Here is an 18,339-nt window from a genome sequence, read left to right as displayed (position 1 = left end):
CGGTGGCCCGGATCCTCGTCGTCGGCAGCGGCTTCGCCGGGCTGTCCGCCGCCGCCCGGCTGGCGAAGCTGCGTCACGACGTCACCGTCCTCGAACGCGAGCCCGAGCCCGGCGGCCTGCTGCTAGGCCGCACGATCGGCGACCGCCGATGGGCCGCCGGCCCCGACAGCGTCACCCTCCCCGGTGTGTTCCGCGACCTCTTCCGCAAGTCCGGCCGCCCCATGGACGCCCTCATCGCCATCTCGCCCTCGGGCCCGCGCCGGCACGTCGTCGCGGCACGCTGGCCCCGCCGCTCCACCGAGCTCGACCTGCCGTTCGGCACGCGCGGCGCCCAGCACGACGCGGTCACCACCGTCCTCGGGTCGGACCCGTGGTCGCCGTGGGTCGACGAGCTCGCCGACCCGTGGGACACGGTGCGCCGGACGGTGTTCGAAGCGGTCCACCCGTCGGGCGCCCCCGTCGCCCGGGCCCCCCTCGCCGACCGGTCGCTGCGTGAGGTGGCCCGCGGGGCCGGCGATCCTCGACTGCGCCGGATCGGCGCGGAGCTGCCCGGCGTGGATGCGTCGGGCCCGTCCGTCCTGGCCGTGTGGCACTACGTGGAGCGGAACTTCGGCCGGTGGCGGTTCGACGGCGGCAGCGCCGGACTGGCGGCCGCCCTGCTGACCCGACTGCGCGAGCGGAAGGTCACGGTCGAGACCGGGGTCGAGGTGGCGGAGCCCGCCGTCTCGTCCGGGGTCGTCGACGGCGTGGTGCTCGCCGACGGCTCCCACCGCCCGGCCGACGTGGTGGTGTGGGCCGTGGGATCGGCGCCGAGCACGTCCCGCACCCTGACCTTCGTCCGGCTCTCGGGCGCCGTCGCCCCCGACGACCTCGTGGTGCACGGGCGCGACGTCGTGCGCGGGTGGCGGTCGGGCGATGACGGCTGGGTCCTCGAGGCGCCGACGGGCGTCGACCCGCTCGACGAGCTGGCCCGGGCCGGGCTCGACCTGCGACCCCACGTCATGTGGCGTGAGTCGGTCCCCGCTCCCCCGGCGCTCACCGAGCTGCCCCTCGCGGCGCGGAGTCCGCGCGACGGCCTGTGGCTCGTCGGCTCCGCTGCCGCGCCCGGGGCCGGCCTGGAGGTCACGGGCATGGGGACCGCCGCGCTGGCGGCCCACCTGGGGGCCGCTCCGCGGTAGGGGGCGGCTGGTTCAGACGAGGCCGTCGGCGCGGAGCTGGTCGAAGATCTCGCGCGTGGCGGGCGACCGGTTGAGGGTCATGAAGTGCAGGCCGGGGGCGCCGCCGTCGAGGAGGTCGCGGCACAGCTGCGTGGCGAGCTCGATGCCCTTGGCGCGGACGGCCGCGCGGTCGTCGGCGATGGGCTCGATCTGGTCGAGTACCTCGCGCGGCATCTCGGCACCGGACAGCTCGGCCATGCGGGCGACCTGGCCGAAGTTCAGGATCGGCATGATGCCCGGGACGATCGGCAGGTCGCAGCCGCGGTCGCGGACGCGGCGCACGAGCCCGAAGTAGTCGTCGGCGCGGAAGAACAGCTGCGAGATCGCGAAGGACGCGCCGGCACGCGCCTTGGCGACGAGCACGTCGGCGTCGGCGTCGAGGCCGCTGCAGTCGGGGTGTCCCTCGGGGAAGGCGGCCACCCCCACCGACAGGCCGCCGACCTCGTGGACGAGGGCGACGAGGTCGATGGCGTGGTCCATGCCGTCGGGGTGCGGCTCCCACGGAGCCCGCGGGCCGCCGACCGGGTCGCCACGCAGGGCGAGGACGTGCTGCACGCCCGACGCGACGTACTGCTTGAGCACCGTCTCGATCTCGCCGCGGGTCTGGCCGACGAGGGTCAGGTGCCCGACGGGGGGCATCGGGGCCTCGCGGGCGATGCGCTCGGTGATGCGCACGGTGCGGTCCTGACTCGTACCGCCCGCGCCGTACGTGACCGAGACGAACGTCGGCTCCAACGGCGAGAGGTCGGCGATCGTGCGCCAGAGCTGGGCCTCGCCCTCGTCGTCCTTCGGCGGGAAGAACTCGAACGACACCGCAGGCCGATCGGCGGCCAGGGCCTGCAGGATCGGGTCGTCGAGCGCGGCGTCGAGGGAGTCGGGCATGCCCCCAACGGTATCGTCACCGACGTGAACAGCCCGGCAGCCGATCCCACCTTTCGGACAGCTGTCGCCAGGCAGCTGGAGTCCTTCGTCCAGGACCAGCGCGAGCTGCTGACCGATCTGGACCCCGCCGTCGGCGACCTCGTCGACGCGGCCGTCGACTTCACCGCCGGCGGCAAGCTCTTCCGGCCCACCTTCTGCCACGCCGGCTGGCTGCTGGCCGGGGGCACTCAGGCCGACGAGCGGATCGCCGCCGCCGGCGCCGCCTTCGAGTGGCTCCAGGGCAGTGCCCTCGTGCACGACGACCTGATGGACGGATCGGACACCCGACGGGGTCGCCCGAGCGTCCACCGCGACTTCGAGGCACGCCACGCCGCGGCGCACGGCCACGGCGCCGCCGACCAGTTCGGTGCCCGCGTCGCGATCCTCGTCGGCGACCTGATGCTCTCCTGGGCCGACGAGCACCTCCGGCGCGCCGAGCCCGATGCCCGCACCGCCCGGCTGTGGGACGCCTGCAAGTCCGAGGTGGTCTCGGGTCAGTTCCTCGACGTGCTGGCCCAGACGCGCGACCGGCTCGACGTCGCGAGCGCGATGCACGTGATCCGCTTCAAGTCCGCCAAGTACACGATCGAGCGTCCCCTGCACGTGGGCGCCGCACTCGCCGGCGGGGACGACGCGCTGCTCGCCCGGCTCACCGAGGTGGCGCTCCCCCTGGGCGAGGCGTTCCAGCTGCGCGACGACGTGCTCGGGGTGTTCGGCGACCCGGCCGACACGGGCAAGCCCACCGGCGACGACCTGCGCGAGGGCAAGCGCACCGTGCTGGTCGCCCGCACCGCCCAGGTCTGCGGCGACGACCGCGTCCTGGCCCTGCTGGGCACCGAGGACGGCGTGGACGAGCTGCACGACCTCATCGCCTCCAGCGGCGCGCTGGCCGAGGTCGAATCGGACATCGACCGCCTGGTCGAGCAGTCCCTGCGAGCGATCGACGCCATCGGCGCGTCGGCCCCCGCGGTCCTCGAGCCGCTCGTCGACGCGGCCGTCCGACGCGTCCGCTGATCCGGCGGACCACGGTGCATGGGGTTCGAGCCCTTAGAATCAAGGTGTTCCAAGGGAGGCGGGCATGACGCTCACGGATGACGAGGCACTGGTCGGGCGCACGCTCGACCAGCGTTACGTGATCCACGAACGCATCGCCCGCGGCGGGATGGCCAGCGTGTTCCGTGCCACCGACCTGCGTCTGGACCGGATCGTCGCGGTGAAGATCATGCACCCCGACAGCGACCTCGAGGACAATCCCGAGCGCTTCGTCCGCGAGGCGCAGTCGGCCGCGAAGCTGAACCACCGCGGCATCGTCTCGGTCTACGACCAGGGGGTCGACGGCGAGACGATCTACCTCGTCATGGAGTACGTCCCGGGCCGCACCCTGCGCGACGTCCTGCGCGAGGAGGCGCCCATGCCTCCGCGGCGGGCGCTGTCCTACCTCGAGCCGGTCCTCATGGCCCTCTCGGCCGCGCACGACGCGGGCCTGATCCACCGGGACATCAAGCCCGAGAACGTCCTCATCTCCACCACGGGCGAGGTGAAGCTGGCCGACTTCGGGCTGGCCCGCGCCATCAGCAACGAGTCCACCTTCGATGGCGTTCTCGTGGGCACGGTGTCCTACCTCGCGCCCGAGGTGATCACCCACCAGGGCGCCGATCCGCGCACCGACGTCTACGCCTGCGGCGCGATGCTGTTCGAGATGCTCACCGGCTCCAAGCCGCACACCGGCGACTCGCCCCTGGCCGTGGCGCACCTGCACGTCAACGAGGACGTCGCCGCGCCGTCCACCCTGCAGCCGGGCATCCCGCCCTACCTCGACGCACTCGTCCGGCGGGCCATGACGCGCGATCGCGGTCGTCGCTCCCCCGACGCCCGGGTGCTGCTGCACCAGCTGCGCCAGGTGCAGCGCGCGCTGGCCGCAGGTCTCGCGGACGACCCCGAGCTCACCCAGGACCTGCTCCCCGGGTCCGGCCCCACGCCCGCCGAGTTCCCGACGCTTGACGGCGCGCCGGCCGACGTCGAGATGACGACACCGGTCACCTCGCTCTACGACATCGGTCGCGAGCAGCCGACCACCACGGTCCACGAGCCCACCACCACGTTCGGCGGTCCCGTCGTCGCCACCCGCCCGGCCGCATCGGCCGTCGAGGAGGCGCCCTCCGGCCGACGGCGCCGGGGCCCGGTCCTGCTGCTGGTGGCGCTGGCCGCCCTCGCCGCCACGGCCGTCCTCGGCTGGTACCTGGCGATCGGCCGCTACGAGACGGTGCCCAATCTCGTGTCCCTCGACCAGGCCGAGGCCGTCAAGACCGCCGAGGCCGCCGGATTCACCGTCGACCTGGGCACCCCCGCGTACTCCGAGGTCGTCGAGAAGGGCGCGGTCGTGTCGACCGACCCCGACGCCGGCTCACGACTCCTGCCGGACGAGGCGATCACCCTGGTGGTCTCCAAGGGCAAGGAGCGGTACGAGATCCCGAACATCCAGGGCCGCACCCTGTCGGAGGCCGAGACGATCCTGGGCTCCTTGAACCTGCGGGTCGGCGAGGTCACCCAGCAGTTCAGCGACAAGATCCCGACCGACGGCATCGTGAAGTCCACCAGCCACAAGGTCGGCGACCGGGTCAAGCGCGACACCGCCGTCGACCTCGTCGTGAGCAAGGGCCCGAAGCCCATCGAGATCGTGGACCACACCGGCGACCCGGCCGACGAGGCCACCGCCGAGCTGGAGGACCAGGGCTTCGTCGTCCGCACGGTCGAGCAGTTCAGCAGCACCGTCAAGAAGGGCGTCGTGATCTCGCAGACCCCGTCCGCCGGCACCGGCGTGCGGGGCGACACGATCGCGCTCACCGTCTCCAAGGGACCCGAGTCGGTCGCCGTGCCCGACCTCCGCGGCATGACCGAGGCAGAGGCGCGCGCCGCCACCTCGGCGGTGGGCCTGAAGCTGAACGCAGCGAAGAACCCGTTCTCCGGGGACGACGCGCGCGTCCAGTACCAGATGACCGACGCCGGCAAGAAGGTCAAGCCGGGGTCGACCGTGACGGTCTTCCTGTCCTGACCCGCGTCAGGGCGTGATCAGGACCGGCCGGCGAGCATCTCGGCGACGAGGAACGCCAGCTCCAGCGACTGCGCGCGGTTGAGGCGCGGGTCGCACAGCGTCTCGTAGCGGTGCTCGAGGTCCTGCGCGGACAGCTTCATCCCGCCGCCGAGGCACTCGGTGACGTCGTCGCCGGTGAGCTCGACGTGCAGGCCGCCCGGCCACGTGCCGAGGGCACGGTGGACCTCGAAGAAGCCGCGGACCTCGTCGATGACGGCGTCGAACTCGCGCGTCTTGTAGCCGTTGTCGGTGGAGAACGTGTTGCCGTGCATCGGATCGGTGACCCAAGCGACCGCGGCGCCCGCGGCCGTGACCTTCTCCACGAGCGTGGGCAGCAGGTCGCGGATCTTCTCGGCGCCGAAGCGGGTGATGAAGGTGACCTTGCCCGGCACGTGCTCGGGGTTGAGCTTCTCGTAGAGCGCGAGCGCGTCGTCGGCGGTGCTCGTGGGGCCGAGCTTCACGCCGATCGGGTTGGCGATGCGGCTCAGCAGCTCGACGTGGGCGCCGTCCAGCTGGCGGGTGCGCTCGCCGATCCACACGAAGTGGCCCGAGACGTCGTACGGCAGGTTCGTGCGCGAGTCGATGCGCGTGAGGGCGTGCTCGTACTCGAGCACGAGGGCCTCGTGCGAGGAGTAGAAGTCGACCGTGTGCAGCTCGTCGGGGTCGGAGCCGATCGCGTCCATGAAGGCCAGGGCGCGATCGATCTCGTCGCCGATGCGCTCGTAGCGCTCGCCCACGGGGCTGTTGCGCACGAAGTCGGTGTTCCACGCGTGCATCTGGCGCAGGTCGGCGTAGCCGCCGGTGGTGAAGGCGCGCGCGAGGTTGAGGGTGGCGCTGGACGCGTGGTAGACGTCGAGCAGCCGCTGCGGGTCGGGGTGGCGCGCCTCGGGCGTGAAGTCGAAGCCGTTGACGGCGTCGCCGCGGTACGCCGGCAGCGTCACGCCGTCGCGGGTCTCGGTGTCGCTGGAGCGCGGCTTGGCGTACTGACCGGCGAGGCGGCCCACCTTGACCACCGGAACGCTCGCGGCGTAGGTCAGGACGACGGCCATCGAGAGCAGGACCCGCAGCTTGTTGCGGACGTTCTCGGCGGTGACGCCCTCGAGGGTCTCGGCGCAGTCGCCGCCCTGGAGGAGGAACGCCTCGCCCCGGGCCACGGCCGCCATCTTGTCGCGCAGGGAGTCGCACTCACCCGCGAAGACCAGCGGCGGCATCTTGCCCAGCTTCTCGACCGCACGATCACGCGCGTCGAGGTCGGGGTACGTCGGCTGCTGGGCAGCGCCGATCGCACGCAGTTCTTCCAGGCTGGGAATGCTCACCTGCCAAGAATACGCGACCCCCGCGACGCCTCTGAACGCCGTCCAGAACGGTGGCGCCGTTTACTCGGTGATCTCTTCCCAGACCTCGTCGGCCTCGGCCTTGTCGCGCTCCTTGGCGGCCTGGCGTTCCAGCTCCTTGTCGCGCTTCTTGGCGTCGGGGGCGTAGAGGTCGACGTACTCCTGGCCGGACAGGTTCATGATCTCGTAGAGGATCTCGTCGGTGATCGCGCGCAGGATGTAGCGGTCGTCCTGCATGCCCTCGTAGCGCGAGAAGTCCAGCGGCTTGCCGAACCGCACGCCGGGACGGGCGTACCGGCCGAAGATGCGGCCGGGAGGGGCGACGACGTCGGTGTTGATCACCGCGACGGGGATCACCGGCACCTTCGCCTCCAGGGCGAGGCGGGCCACGCCCGTGCGGCCGCGGTACAGCTTGCCGTCGTGCGAGCGGGTGCCCTCGGGGTAGATGCCGCACACCTCGCCGTCCGCCAGGAGGCGCAACTGGGTGCGGATCGCGCCCGCGGCAGCACTGCCGCTGGAGCGGTCGATCGGGACCTGCCCCGAGCCCGAGAAGAACTGGCGCTGCAGGAAGCCCTTCAGCCCGGTTCCCTCGAAGTACTCGGCCTTGGCGACGAACGTGACGCGCCGCGGGATGACGAGCGGCATGAACAGCCAGTCGCTGTAGGAGAGGTGGTTGCTGGCCAGGATCACGGCGCCCTCGCGGGGGACGTTCTCGGTGCCCTCGGCCCACGGCCTGAAGATCAGCTTGAGCACCGGACCCAGCGCCAGGAACTTCAGGAACCAATAGAACACGCACGAGACATTACCGCGCCCCTGCACCAGTCGACGTGACATGGGGCACCATGGCGTCATGTCCGACTCCAGCGCGCGCGGCGCGTCCCCCGTCCGACCGGGCGCCGAACCGTTCTTCGCCCCCGGCGGCCGCGTCGGCGTCCTGCTGAGCCACGGCTTCACCGGGTCGCCCGCCTCGATGGTTCCCTGGGGCCGCCGACTGGCCGAGTCCGGTCACACCGTCACCGTGCCCCGCCTCCCCGGTCACGGCACCACGTGGCAGGAGATGAACACCACCACGTGGCGTGACTGGTACGGCGAGCTCGACACCGCCCTCACCGACCTGCGCTCGCAGTGCGACTTCGTCGCCGTCTGCGGGCTGTCGATGGGCGGCGCGCTCGCGCTGCGACTGGCCGAGCAGCGCCCCGACGACGTCGACGCGCTCGTGCTGGTCAACCCGGCGATCGCGCTCAAGCGCCGCGACCTCAAGCTCGTGCCGCTGCTCAGCCGCGTGCTGCCGTCCATGCCGGGCGTCGGCAACGACATCAAGCTCGCCGGGCAGGACGAGGTCGCCTACGACCGCATGCCCCTCAAGGCCATGGCGTCGCAGCTGCAGCTGTGGCGCGACGTCCGCGAGAACCTCGACAGTGTCACCGCTCCCCTGCTGATGTTCCGCTCGACCGAGGACCACGTCGTCGACGCCACCACGGCCGGCCTGGTGATGAAGGGGGTCTCCTCCCCCGTCCGCGAGCTGGTCGAGCTCAACGACAGCTACCACGTCGCCACGCTGGATCACGATGCGGAGTTCATCATGGAGAGGTCGGCACAGTTCCTCGCCGACCACGCGCCCGTCGCGTGAGCCGCTTCGTCGCCGACGTCACCAGGAGGTCTCCATGACCGACCCCGCATCGCCCCGTGACGACTTCGACCGCATCGTCGAGGGACTCGACCTGGACCTCTCGGGACTGGAGGACTTCGACCGGTCGGCGGCGCAGGCCGCCGCCGAGCGGGAGCGGGCCGAGCTCGAGGAGGAGCAGCGTCGCGCGGCCGAGCCCGTCGAGGCCGACGACCAGTTCTACCGTGAGGTCGGGCCGGCCGACCTGCCGTCGGACCGCCGCACGAAGCTCGCCTGGTTCGTCGTGGTCGGCGCGCCGGCCCTGCTGCTGCTGGCGCGCTTCGCCTCGATCCGGCCGCCGACGTTCGTCGTCGCGTGCGTCGTCATCGCGGTCGTCGTCGCCGTCGTCTACCTGATCGCGCGACTGCCGGACCGCGGACCGAGTAACCCGGACTGGCCGGACGACGGCGCCGCGCTCTGAGCCGGGCGAGGTCGGCGGCCCCCACGAGGCCGGCGTCGTTGCCCAGGTGCGCCGCCACGATCCGTGCCTCCGAGCGGTAGCCGCGACCGGTGAGGTGCTCGGCGAACGCCGCACGCGCGGGCCGCAGCAGGAACTCCCCCGTGCGGCTCACTCCCCCGCCGATGACGAAGATCGCGGGGTCCAGCGACGCCGCGAGGTTCGCCAGGCCGATGCCCAGCCAGCGGCCCACGTCGCCGACCCACGCCTGGGCCTCCTCGTGGCCCTCGGCGGAGAGGAGCCCCACGGTGGCGCCGTCGACCAGGTCGACGGCACCCGCCAGCTGCACGAGGGCCCGCCCGATCTCGGAGCCCTCCGCCACGGCGGCCCGGGCGCGGCGCTCGAGGACGCGCCCACTCGCGTACTGCTCCCAGCAGCCCCGGTTGCCGCACTCGCACGGCAGACCGTCGTCGACCACGCGCTGGTGGCCGAACTCGCCCGCCATGCCCGAGTGGCCGCGGTACAGCTTGCCGTCGAGGACCATGGCGCCACCGATGCCGGTGCCGAGGTTCACCAGGACGACGTCGGGAAGGTTCTGGGCGGCACCGAAGCGCCACTCGGCCCAGCCGGCCGCATTCGCGTCGTTGTCCACGAGCACGGGCAGCCCCGTGCGCCGCACGACCGCGTCGCGCAACGGCTCGTTCCGCCAGGCCAGGTGGGGCGAGAACACCACGGAGGAGCCGGTGACGTCGACGTAGCCGGCCGCGCCGACGCCGACCGCACGCACGGGGTACCGGTCGCGGAACTCCTCGACGATCCCGGTGATCGCGTCCAGCACCGCCGCGGGATCCGTGCTGGGCGTGGCGCGCCGGGTGCGGGCCAGGATCCGGCCGTCCTCGTCGACGACTCCCCCGGCGATCTTGGTGCCGCCGACGTCGATCCCGACGGCGAGCCGCTCAGGCACCGACCTGGCTCTCGACCCGGCGCTTGAGTCCCTTGAGCGCGGTGTCGACGATGACCTTCTCGGCCTTGCGCTTGAGCATCCCCAGCAACGGGAGCCTCAGCTCGACCGACAGCTGGTAGGTCACGCGGGTGCGGCCGGCGTCCACCGCGTCCAGCGAGTAGGAGCCGTCCATCGCCGAGAGCATCGTCGCGTCCTCGGGCACGAGGCTCCAGGTGACGAGCAGCTCGTCGCGCCAGTCGTAGCGCAGCGTGAACGTGTCGCGGATCGGGGCGGAGTCGACGACGAAGCGGACGTCGAGCGGGCGGCCCTGTGCGTCGGTGTCCAGGACGGTGACCTCGCGCATCCCGGTGGCCCACTCGGGGTAGTCGGCGAACGCGGCGATGACCGACATCACGGCTCCCGCCGGAGCCTCGATCACGATGTCGCTGACCGTGCGCGCCATGTCCACCTCCTCGACTGCGGACAGCCTATCGGCGCGACGGCGGCGACGGCGGGGACGGTACGGTGCTGTCTGTGACTTCGCAGAATTCGAACGCCGTCCCCCCGCGCGCGTGGGGAACCCTGAGCCTTGACGTCCTCGACCGGCTCGACGCCCATCGCGACCGTGTCGCGCTGCGCCGCGTCGTCGACGGCGCGTGGGTCGACGTCACGCTCGGGCAGTTCCACGACGAGGTGACGGCCGCCGCGAAGGGCCTGCTGGCCGGTGGAGTCGCCCACGGCGACCGCGTCGCCCTGCTGGCCAAGACCCGCTACGAGTGGACCGTCCTGGACTACGCCAACTGGTGGATCGGCGCGGTGACCGTCCCGATCTACGAGACCTCCTCGGCGCCGCAGATCGCCTGGATCCTGGCCGACTCGGGCGCCACGCACGTGTTCTACGAGAACGACGAGCACCGGGCCCGGATCGAGGAGGCCCGTCCCGAGACCCCCGAGCTGGCGTCGAGCCGTCCGATCGAGGACGTCCTCACCTCCCTGGCCGCCGAGGGCGCCGCGATCGACGACGAGACCCTGGAGGCCCGTCGTGCGGCGGTCGTCGAGGACGACATCGCCACGTTGATCTACACGTCGGGCACCACCGGTCGCCCCAAGGGCTGCGAGCTGACGCACGCGAACTTCCGCGCCGAGCTGTGGGGCGCCAACGAGCGTCTCGAGGTGATGTTCGCGCCCGACGACGCGGCCACCCTGCTGTTCCTGCCGCTCGCGCACGTGTTCGCCCGCATCGTGCAGGTGGGCGCGATCCGCTTCGGCTCCGTGCTGGGCCACACCGCCGACATCGCCAACCTCGTCGACCACCTCGGCGAGTTCCAGCCCACGTTCGTGCTGGCCGTGCCGCGCGTCTTCGAGAAGGTCTTCAACAGCGCCAGCACCAAGGCGTACTCCGAGGGCAAGGGCAAGATCTTCGACGCCGCCGTGCGCACCGCGATCGCTTACAGCCGGGCCACCGAGTCGGGCAAGCCCTCGCTGCCGCTGCGCGCGAAGCACGGCGTCTACGACAAGCTCGTCTACGGCAAGCTCCGTGCCGCCCTGGGCGGTCGCGCGAAGTACGCCATCTCCGGCGGTGCCCCGCTGGGCGACCGTCTCGGTCACTTCTACCGCGGCGTCGGCCTGAACGTCTTCGAGGGCTACGGCCTCACCGAGACCACCGCGGCCCTCACGGTGAACCACCCGGGCGCGCAGCGCATCGGCACGGTCGGTCCCCCGCTGCCCGGCGTGGAGGTCCGCATCGGCGACGACGGCGAGCTGCAGTTCCGTGGCCCGCAGGTCTTCACGGCCTACTGGAACGCCGAGGCCGCCACGCGCGACGTGCTCAGCGAGGACGGCTGGTTCTCCACCGGCGACCTCGGCGAGGTCACCGAGGACGGCTTCGTGAAGATCACGGGCCGCAAGAAGGAGCTCATCGTCACCGCGGGCGGCAAGAACGTCTCCCCCGCGATCCTCGAGGACCGCGTGCGTGCCCACCCGCTGGTCAGCCAGTGCCTCGTCGTCGGCGAGGGCAAGCCCTTCGTCGCGGCGCTCGTCACGATCGACGTCGAGGCGTGGGAGGGCGAGCTGGACGACCCCGAGCTGCTCGCCGAGGTCCAGAAGGCCGTCGACGACGCCAACTCCCAGGTCTCGCGCGCCGAGGCGATCCGCAAGTTCTCGATCGTCGAGGAGGACTGGACCGAGGAGAACGGCTACCTGACTCCCTCGTTCAAGGTGAAGCGCCACATGGTCGTGCGCGACCTGCACGACACCATCGAGGCGCTGTACGTGCGCTGAGCACCCCGACGCACGAGAACGGCCCCCGGCGATCGCCGGGGGCCGTTCTCGTCGTGGCCGGGTCAGGCCGTCGCGGTCAGGAGACGCGCGCGTAGACGCCGAAGCCCGAGGACAGGCTGGTGATCTCGACGCTCTTGCCGGGGCGCGGCGCGTGGATGACCTTGCCGCCGCCCAGGTAGATGCCGTTGTGCGACATGCTCGGGTAGGCCACGAGGTCGCCGGGCGCCAAATCGCCGGCCGAGACGGAGCGGCCCGCCGCGATCTGGGGTCCCACCACGCGCGGCAGCGAGACCCCCGCCGCGGCGTAGGCCTTCATCACCAGGCCGGAGCAGTCCCAGCTGTCGGGGCCCGTGCCGCCGTAGACGTAGGGCTCGCCGAGCTGGCTCATCGCGAACGCGATGGCCTTCTTGGCGGCGCCCGCGCCCGCGTTCTGCACGGCGTCGACGTCGCCGGCGTTCATCTCCGACTGCTGGGCGGCCGACAGGAGGGCGAAGTCGGACTTGGCCTTCTGGTAGGAGTCGACGAGCTTCTTCTTCGTCTTCTCGGCCTTGGTCAGCTTCGCGTCGAGCTCCTGCTCGTGCTCGGCGAGCTGGGCCTGGCGCTTCTCGAGCTCGACCCGCGTGCGGGTGAACGACTCGAGCGCGTCGGCGCGCGTGGTGTTCAGCGCGTCGATGGCGCTGAGGCCCTCGATGAACAGGTCGGGGTCCTGGCTGCCGAGCAGGCCGACCGTGGGGCCGAGCGGCTGCTCCAGCTGCTGCTGGACGATGTCGGCGCCCAGCTCGTCGCGCTGGACCGTGAAGACCTTGCGGATCTTGCGGATCTCGGCACCGACCTCGTCGATGCGCGCGTCGAGGTCGTCGGCGTCCTCGTTCAGCTGGTTGAGGGTCTCGTTGGCGGCCTCAGCCCGGTCGAAGGCCTTCTCGACGTCGGCCTCGGTCACCTCGGGCTCGGCGTTGGCCGGGGAGACGACGATGAATGATCCCGCCACGAAGGCGGAGGCGGCCACAGTGGCCGCGGCGGTGCGAAAGCGCACGAAATGAACTCCTGAAAACCTCGACGCCTACCAGGTGAGCTGACGGATTCGGGCCTCGGTCTTGCCCTACGACCGGCGAGCCGATCGATTCACCCCACGTACCTTTGGTTCCCCGGCTCGCCGGCCGTTTCCGGTCCGACGATTCGGCGGCGCCGCCGTTCGGCGACACAAGAGGCAACTGTAGTTGCCGGGTCAACCCCGATCAACTCGCATCGACGTGTCGCTGCGGGTCGGACACGCCCACGACGAGGCGCAGCGGAGGGACCAGGCCGGTGGCGGCGAGGGCATCGAGGGCGGCGCGCTCGTCGGCGTCGAAGGCCACGTCGCTGGGCGGTCCGAGCAGGACCGAGACGACGCAGTCGCCGCACACGGCCGGGCAGCGGACGAGGCAGCTGTCGCAATCGACGACGACCGGTGCCGTGGGTTCCATCTCGTTCATGGCCGCGACGCTAGGTGTGACGTCCGACAGTTTCCCTCCGCGGCGCCGCCTGACCGGATTCGTCGGACCCGCGACCTACGGTCACCCCATGGCATCGCACCAACCCGCCTTCGACGACCCCGACATCGACTGGGGTGGCCGCCCCCTCCACGACACCACGTTCTGCGTGGTCGACCTGGAGACCACGGGCGGCTCGCCCGCGAAGGGGTCGCGGATCACCGAGATCGGTGCGGTCAAGGTGCGGGGCGGAGAGATCCTGGGCGAGTTCCAGACCCTGGTGAACCCCGACCAGCTGATCCCCGCGTTCATCACCGTGCTCACCGGGATCACCGACCAGATGCTCATCGAGGCGCCCCGCATCGCCGAGGCGCTGCCGAGCTTCCTGGAGTTCGCCCACGGCAGCGTCCTGGTCGCCCACAACGCGCCCTTCGACGTCGGCTTCCTCAAGCACGCGTCGAAGGAGCTGGGCATCACCTGGCCGGGCTTCGACGTCATCGACACCGTCCCCCTGGCCCGCCGGGTGCTGCTGCGCGACGAGGTCCCCAACGTCAAGCTCGCCACGCTCGCGGCGCGCTTCTCCCCCGTCCAGCCCGACCACCGGGCCCTTACCGACGCCCGCGCCACGGTCGACGTGCTGCACGCCCTGTTCGAGCGGCTCGGCACCTGGAACGTGGCCACCGTGGAGGACGTCGCCAGCTTCACCTCCAAGGTCACGCCCCAGCAGCGCCGCAAGCGCCACCTCGCCGACGGCGTCCCCGACGCACCCGGCGTCTACCTCTTCCGCGACGCGCGCGACGAGGTCCTCTACGTCGGCACGTCGCGCTCGCTGCGCACCCGCGTGCGGTCGTACTTCACCAAGGCCGAGACCCGCTCGCGCATGGGCGAGATGATCGCGCTGGCCGAGCGGGTCGACACCGTGGTGTGCTCCACCGACACCGAGGCGCGGGTGCGTGAGCTGCGGCTCATCGACCGGCACCGACCGCCCTACAACCGCCGCTCCAAGTTCCCCGAGCGGGTCTCGTGGCTGCGCCTCACCGACGAGCCGTGGCCGCGCGTCTCCCTCGTCCGATCGGTCACCGAGGGCGCGGCCACCCACATCGGTCCCTTCGGCAGCCGCCGCCAGGCCGAGGCGGCGCTGGCCACCCTCCACGACGCCTTCCGGATCCGGCAGTGCTCCGGGCGGCTGCCGATCAAGCCCAGTCGCGCCGCGTGCGTGCTGGCCGAGCTCGGCCAGTGCCTCTCCCCCTGCGACGGCGCGGTCACGACGGTCGACTACCTCCTCGAGGTCTCGCGGGTGCGCACGGCGATGACCGCCGACCCGGTCGAGGTCGTCACCCACCTCGAGCAGCGCATGGCCCACCTCGCCGAGAGCCAGCGCTTCGAGGACGCCGCCGTCCTGCGCGACCGCGCCGCCAGCCTGATCCGCGCCGTACGCCGCACGCAGCGGCTCGACTCCCTCGCCGCCGAGCCCGAGGTGATCGCCGCCGCACCCCACGCCGACGGGTGGCAGGTGCACGTGATCCGCCACGGCCGTCTCGCGGCCGCGGCGATCCTGCCGCGCCAGGTCGCCACCACCCGAGGCGCCACGGCCGGCTGGGTCGACACCCTGCTGACCACCGCCGAGTCCGTCGAGCCGGCGGTCCGGCCGATGCCGGCGGCCCTCATCGAGGAGACCGAGGCTCTGCTGCGCTGGCTGGAGTCCCCGGGCGTCCGCATGGTCCGGGGCGCGTGGCGCTCGCCGTGGCCCGCCGCGGCACGGCACCTCGACCGGTTCGACGTCGACCTCCAGGTCGCGCGCCTGGCCTGACGACGCGGCTAGGCTGGCCCGGTGATCACCGCCATCGTCTTCGTCCAGGCCGAGGTCTCCTCCATCCCCGAGACCGGCGCAGCGATCGCCGACATCCCCGGGATCAGCGAGGTCTACTCCGTGACCGGGGACCACGACCTCATCGCCATGGTGCGCGTGCGCAGCCACGAGGAGATCGCGTCGGTCGTGGCCGACCGGCTCAACAAGGTCCCCGGCGTGCTGTCCACGCAGACGCAGATCGCCTTCCGCACCTTCAGCCGTCACGACCTCGAGGACGCGTTCAGCATCGGGCTGGACTGACTCAGCTGCTCCCGCCGGCCGCCCCGGCGACCGCCGCGCTCATGATCGCGGCCATCACCGCCGCTTCCGCACCCCCCACGGCGCGACGCACCGCCTCGCTCGCCCAGTCCTCGGCGGACACCGTCTTCGCGCGTGCCTTCGCCCTCCTGCGGTCGGGCCGGTCGACGACCAGCCCGAGCTGGCTCACGGCCGCCAGCAGCGACACCACCGGCCCGGTCCGTCCGTCGGGTGTCGCATCCTCCAGCAGGACCGCTCGCACCGCCCGGACCAGCTCGTCGCGGCCGTCGGTGTCGAGCACGTCGTACCGGGTGACGTCGAACAGCAGCACCTTCTCGGTGCGCGAGCGCACGCGGTGCTCCTGCTCGAGCGCCGCGTAGGCGCGCTGGCGCCCCTGGTGGCCGAGCCGGGAGATGACCGAGGACACCGTGAGCGGCCTGTCCTTGGTCAGGCGCGAGAGCGCGTGGTCGAGGTCCGGGCGTCCCGTCGGGGACCGGTCCTCGACCACCACCCGCAGCCTGCGCCCCTTCCCCCGGGAGGACAGCCGTCCGGCCTCGAGCAGGTCGATGAGGTGGGCGCCGCCGTACACCGCGCCGGGGTTCGCGGCACTGAGCCGGAACTTCCCGGTCGCGGGGTCGGTCGCGATCAGCGTCAGGTCCCCGGCGATGGTCATGCCGTCACGCTAGGGCGCGCCCCGGCGCCGGGCCAGTCCGCAGGATCAGGCCACGTGGCGCGAGGTCGCCTCGACCCAGCGACCGAGAGCCGCGCGGGCCGATCCGGAGTCGATGGACTCCGTGGCGCGGACGACGCCCGCCCCCAGCCGCTCGACCAGGGTGCCCTCGGCGTTCTCGTGCGCGGCGATGGCCGCACCGGCGTTGAGCACCACGGCGTCGCGCACCGGGCCGGGCTCGCCGTCGAGCACGCGGCGGAAGACGTCGGCGTTGTACGACGGCTCGCCGCCGCGCAGCGCATCGGCGGGCGCGTGGTCGAAGCCGAGGTCGGCGGGATCGAGCACCTGCTCCTCGATGCCGTCGGGTCCCGGCAGCCAGAACCGGGTCGTGGTGGTGACCGTGATCTCGTCGAGGCCGTCGTCACCGCGGAACACCATCGCGCTGCTGCCGCGACGGGCCAGCACGTCGGCCATGAGCGGCGCCATCCGCGGATCGGCACAGCCGATCGCCGACGCCGCCGGGCGCGCCGGGTTGGTCAGCGGGCCGAGGAAGTTGAAGAACGTGGGGACGCCGAGCTCGCGTCGCGTGGGCCCGGCGAAGCGCATCGAGGCGTGGAAGACGGGCGCGAAGCAGAAGGTGATGCCAGCCTCGCGGTAGACGTCGAGGACGTGCTCGGCGGGGACGTCGAGGCGTACGCCGAGCTTCTCGAAGACGTCGGCCGTCCCCGACTGGCTGGAGGCCGCGCGGTTGCCGTGCTTGACCACGCCGATGCCCGCACCCGCGGTGGTGACGGCCGCCATGGAGGAGATGTTGACCGTCTTGGCCATGTCGCCGCCGGTGCCGACGATGTCGACCACGCGGTCGGCGAGGTCGAGCGTGGTGGCCTTGGCGTACATCGCGTCGACGAGACCCTGCAGCTCGGCCGCCGTCTCGCCCTTGGCGCGCAGCGCGACCGCGAACCCCGCGATCTGGGCACCGGTGGCGTCACCGGAGAGGATCTCGCCCATCGCCCACTCGGTGGTGGCCGTGTCGAGGTCGCGCGCGGCGATCAGCTCGGTCAGGACATGGGGCCAGGTGAGGGCCACGGGGCGGCCGCTCAAGGACGCGCGCCGGACACGGCGACGCCGCGCAGCAGCGCGATGACCGACTCGGCGAGCCGGAACGGGTCGAGCGGCTGCGGCACGACCGCGTCGGCGCGCGACCACGTGGCGAGCCACGCGTCCTGCGGGCGACCGGTCAGGACGAGGCTCGGCGGGGCCTGGTAGAGCTCGTCCTTCATCTGCCGGGCGATGCCCATGCCGCCGGCCGGGACGGCCTCGCCGTCGAGGATCGCCAGGGCGATCCCGCCGGCGTCGAGCTGCTCCCACACCACTGGCTCGGTGGCGCACTCGACGAACTCCAGGGGCGGCAGATCGGGGTGCGGCCGGGTGCCCAGCGCTGCGACGACGGCGGTTCGGACCTCCTGATCGTCGCTGAAGAGCAGGACTCGAAGGGGCTGGTGCTCGCTCACGATGGCATCGTACATAATGAACACGTGGCAACTACTTCTGCGATCCCCGCGTCCCGGCTCCATGGCGTCGAGGGCCGCCCGTCCTACGTGACGGTCGGCACCATCGTGTGGCTGTCGAGCGAGCTGATGTTCTTCGCGACGCTGTTCGCGGCCTACTTCACGGTGCGCAGCGTCGCGCCCGAGCTGTGGGCACAGGAGACCGCGATGCTGAACATCCCGTTCGCCACGGTCAACACCACGATCCTGGTGCTCTCGTCCGTCACCTGCCAGCTCGGCGTCTACGCCGCGGCCAAGGGCAACGCGGCCGGCATGCGCAAGTGGTTCATCATCAGCTTCATCATGGGAGCGGTCTTCATCGGCGGCCAGGCCACCGAGTACGCCGAGCTGGTCCAGGAGGGCCTGACGATCCAGAGCTCCGCCTACGGCTCCCTCTTCTACCTCGCCACCGGCTTCCACGGCCTCCACGTCATCGGCGGCCTGCTGGCCTTCCTGCTGGTGATCGGCCGCACCTACGCCGCCCGCAAGTTCACCCACGAGCAGGCCGTCTCGGCCATCGTCGTGTCGTACTACTGGCACTTCGTCGACGTCGTCTGGGTGGCCCTGTTCGCGGCCATCTACATCATCCGCTGACCCCCTCGGGGATAGGCGGACCTAACTACACAGTCTGACCTCGGCCCTCGCTACGCTGAGGCGAACGCATGGGCCCACAGGGATGGGGACGAAGCGGAACGCC

The 18,339-nt window shown here is 72.0% G+C and carries 19 protein-coding genes and 1 riboswitch; of the genes, 9 read left to right on the top strand and 10 right to left on the bottom strand.

Annotated elements, in window-relative coordinates; translation table 11 throughout:
• The first annotated feature begins 2 nt into the window (after nt 1–2).
• A complete protein-coding gene (locus ACY1JX_RS16345; RefSeq protein ID WP_462564619.1) occupies nt 3–1,178 on the top strand; it encodes a phytoene desaturase family protein in 1,176 nt (391 codons plus the stop codon).
• 12 nt (nt 1,179–1,190) lie between these two features.
• Here the strand turns inward: ACY1JX_RS16345 and metF are convergent, their stop codons facing one another.
• On the bottom strand, nt 1,191–2,099 hold the full coding sequence (gene metF / locus ACY1JX_RS16340) for a methylenetetrahydrofolate reductase [NAD(P)H] (RefSeq protein ID WP_181756769.1): 909 nt from the start codon (nt 2,097–2,099) through the stop codon (nt 1,191–1,193).
• Between the two features lie 24 nt (nt 2,100–2,123).
• Here metF and ACY1JX_RS16335 point away from each other — a divergent pair, with 24 nt between their 5' ends.
• Together ACY1JX_RS16335 and pknB are read left to right on the top strand one after the other, a co-directional pair.
• Complete coding sequence (locus ACY1JX_RS16335) at nt 2,124–3,152, top strand: polyprenyl synthetase family protein (protein WP_462564618.1); 1,029 nt, start codon at nt 2,124–2,126, stop codon at nt 3,150–3,152.
• Between the two features lie 64 nt (nt 3,153–3,216).
• Nucleotides 3,217–5,190 carry a Stk1 family PASTA domain-containing Ser/Thr kinase gene (gene pknB, locus ACY1JX_RS16330; protein WP_462564617.1) on the top strand — a complete coding sequence of 658 codons (1,974 nt, stop codon included), beginning with the start codon at nt 3,217–3,219 and terminating at the stop codon, nt 5,188–5,190.
• 17 nt (nt 5,191–5,207) lie between these two features.
• Here the strand turns inward: pknB and ACY1JX_RS16325 are convergent, their stop codons facing one another.
• Nucleotides 5,208–6,545, bottom strand: a complete 1,338-nt coding sequence (locus ACY1JX_RS16325; protein ID WP_462564616.1) for a class II 3-deoxy-7-phosphoheptulonate synthase — start codon at nt 6,543–6,545, stop codon at nt 5,208–5,210.
• 60 nt (nt 6,546–6,605) lie between these two features.
• Nucleotides 6,606–7,397 carry a lysophospholipid acyltransferase family protein gene (locus tag ACY1JX_RS16320; protein ID WP_181756766.1) on the bottom strand — a complete coding sequence of 264 codons (792 nt, stop codon included), beginning with the start codon at nt 7,395–7,397 and terminating at the stop codon, nt 6,606–6,608.
• A gap of 16 nt (nt 7,398–7,413) precedes the next feature.
• On the opposite strand from ACY1JX_RS16320, the gene ACY1JX_RS16315 reads away from it, so the two are divergent.
• Together ACY1JX_RS16315 and ACY1JX_RS16310 are read left to right on the top strand one after the other, a co-directional pair.
• Complete coding sequence (locus tag ACY1JX_RS16315) at nt 7,414–8,193, top strand: alpha/beta hydrolase (RefSeq protein WP_462564615.1); 780 nt, start codon at nt 7,414–7,416, stop codon at nt 8,191–8,193.
• A gap of 34 nt (nt 8,194–8,227) precedes the next feature.
• On the top strand, nt 8,228–8,650 hold the full coding sequence (locus ACY1JX_RS16310; RefSeq protein ID WP_181756764.1) for a hypothetical protein: 423 nt from the start codon (nt 8,228–8,230) through the stop codon (nt 8,648–8,650).
• Here the strand turns inward: ACY1JX_RS16310 and ACY1JX_RS16305 are convergent.
• Together ACY1JX_RS16305 and ACY1JX_RS16300 are read right to left on the bottom strand one after the other, a co-directional pair.
• Nucleotides 8,553–9,590, bottom strand: a complete 1,038-nt coding sequence (locus ACY1JX_RS16305; RefSeq protein WP_462564614.1) for an ROK family glucokinase — start codon at nt 9,588–9,590, stop codon at nt 8,553–8,555. The two genes, ACY1JX_RS16310 and ACY1JX_RS16305, sit on opposite strands and share 98 nt — an antisense overlap.
• Complete coding sequence (locus tag ACY1JX_RS16300) at nt 9,583–10,032, bottom strand: SRPBCC family protein (protein ID WP_462564613.1); 450 nt, start codon at nt 10,030–10,032, stop codon at nt 9,583–9,585. The genes ACY1JX_RS16305 and ACY1JX_RS16300 overlap by 8 nt, the downstream gene beginning before the upstream one ends.
• A gap of 71 nt (nt 10,033–10,103) precedes the next feature.
• Here ACY1JX_RS16300 and ACY1JX_RS16295 point away from each other — a divergent pair, with 71 nt between their 5' ends.
• A complete protein-coding gene (locus tag ACY1JX_RS16295; protein WP_462564612.1) occupies nt 10,104–11,849 on the top strand; it encodes an AMP-dependent synthetase/ligase in 1,746 nt (581 codons plus the stop codon).
• A gap of 76 nt (nt 11,850–11,925) precedes the next feature.
• Here ACY1JX_RS16295 and ACY1JX_RS16290 read toward each other — a convergent pair whose 3' ends face one another.
• Both ACY1JX_RS16290 and ACY1JX_RS16285 read right to left on the bottom strand, forming a co-directional pair.
• A complete protein-coding gene (locus ACY1JX_RS16290; RefSeq protein WP_286928163.1) occupies nt 11,926–12,882 on the bottom strand; it encodes a C40 family peptidase in 957 nt (318 codons plus the stop codon).
• 9 nt (nt 12,883–12,891) lie between these two features.
• Nucleotides 12,892–13,041, bottom strand: a riboswitch (cyclic di-AMP (ydaO/yuaA leader).
• A 43-nt stretch (nt 13,042–13,084) separates the two neighbouring features.
• Entirely contained in the window at nt 13,085–13,321 is a 237-nt protein-coding gene (locus ACY1JX_RS16285; RefSeq protein ID WP_313600921.1) for a hypothetical protein, read from the bottom strand.
• An 88-nt stretch (nt 13,322–13,409) separates the two neighbouring features.
• On the opposite strand from ACY1JX_RS16285, the gene ACY1JX_RS16280 reads away from it, so the two are divergent.
• Nucleotides 13,410–15,128, top strand: coding sequence for a DEDD exonuclease domain-containing protein (locus ACY1JX_RS16280; RefSeq protein ID WP_462564611.1), 1,719 nt, complete (start codon nt 13,410–13,412; stop codon nt 15,126–15,128).
• Nucleotides 15,129–15,149: 21 nt separating this feature from the next.
• Nucleotides 15,150–15,428, top strand: a complete 279-nt coding sequence (locus ACY1JX_RS16275) for an Lrp/AsnC family transcriptional regulator (protein ID WP_286928160.1) — start codon at nt 15,150–15,152, stop codon at nt 15,426–15,428.
• Nucleotide 15,429: 1 nt separating this feature from the next.
• Here the strand turns inward: ACY1JX_RS16275 and ACY1JX_RS16270 are convergent, their stop codons facing one another.
• The 3 genes from ACY1JX_RS16270 to ACY1JX_RS16260 are packed head-to-tail and all read right to left on the bottom strand — an operon-like array spanning nt 15,430 to nt 17,606.
• On the bottom strand, nt 15,430–16,098 hold the full coding sequence (locus tag ACY1JX_RS16270; RefSeq protein WP_462564610.1) for a GOLPH3/VPS74 family protein: 669 nt from the start codon (nt 16,096–16,098) through the stop codon (nt 15,430–15,432).
• Between the two features lie 45 nt (nt 16,099–16,143).
• Nucleotides 16,144–17,181: an anthranilate phosphoribosyltransferase gene (gene trpD / locus ACY1JX_RS16265; RefSeq protein WP_286928157.1), complete on the bottom strand. Its 1,038-nt coding sequence runs from the start codon at nt 17,179–17,181 to the stop codon at nt 16,144–16,146.
• Between the two features lie 11 nt (nt 17,182–17,192).
• Entirely contained in the window at nt 17,193–17,606 is a 414-nt protein-coding gene (locus ACY1JX_RS16260) for a hypothetical protein (RefSeq protein ID WP_286928155.1), read from the bottom strand.
• Between the two features lie 24 nt (nt 17,607–17,630).
• On the opposite strand from ACY1JX_RS16260, the gene ctaE reads away from it, so the two are divergent.
• Nucleotides 17,631–18,236: an aa3-type cytochrome oxidase subunit III gene (ctaE, locus tag ACY1JX_RS16255; protein ID WP_181756754.1), complete on the top strand. Its 606-nt coding sequence runs from the start codon at nt 17,631–17,633 to the stop codon at nt 18,234–18,236.
• Nucleotides 18,237–18,339: the final 103 nt, after the last annotated feature.

This window comes from Aeromicrobium sp. JP4, assembly GCF_054957925.1.
The sequence above is the reverse complement of the archived record's forward strand: the minus strand, read 5'-3'. Positions and strand labels throughout refer to the sequence as shown.

Bases quoted from the DNA above. Each gene is read 5' to 3' on its own strand.
- ACY1JX_RS16280 (WP_462564611.1), top strand. From the start codon at position 13,410: ATGGCATCGCACCAACCCGCCTTCGACGACCCCGACATCGACTGGGGT.
- ACY1JX_RS16300 (WP_462564613.1), bottom strand. From the start codon at position 10,032: ATGGCGCGCACGGTCAGCGACATCGTGATCGAGGCTCCGGCGGGAGCC.
- pknB (WP_462564617.1), top strand. From the start codon at position 3,217: ATGACGCTCACGGATGACGAGGCACTGGTCGGGCGCACGCTCGACCAG.
- ACY1JX_RS16315 (WP_462564615.1), top strand. From the start codon at position 7,414: ATGTCCGACTCCAGCGCGCGCGGCGCGTCCCCCGTCCGACCGGGCGCC.
- metF (WP_181756769.1), bottom strand. From the start codon at position 2,099: ATGCCCGACTCCCTCGACGCCGCGCTCGACGACCCGATCCTGCAGGCC.
- ACY1JX_RS16310 (WP_181756764.1), top strand. From the start codon at position 8,228: ATGACCGACCCCGCATCGCCCCGTGACGACTTCGACCGCATCGTCGAG.
- ACY1JX_RS16285 (WP_313600921.1), bottom strand. From the start codon at position 13,321: ATGAACGAGATGGAACCCACGGCACCGGTCGTCGTCGATTGCGACAGC.
- ACY1JX_RS16270 (WP_462564610.1), bottom strand. From the start codon at position 16,098: ATGACCATCGCCGGGGACCTGACGCTGATCGCGACCGACCCCGCGACC.
- ACY1JX_RS16320 (WP_181756766.1), bottom strand. From the start codon at position 7,397: ATGTCACGTCGACTGGTGCAGGGGCGCGGTAATGTCTCGTGCGTGTTC.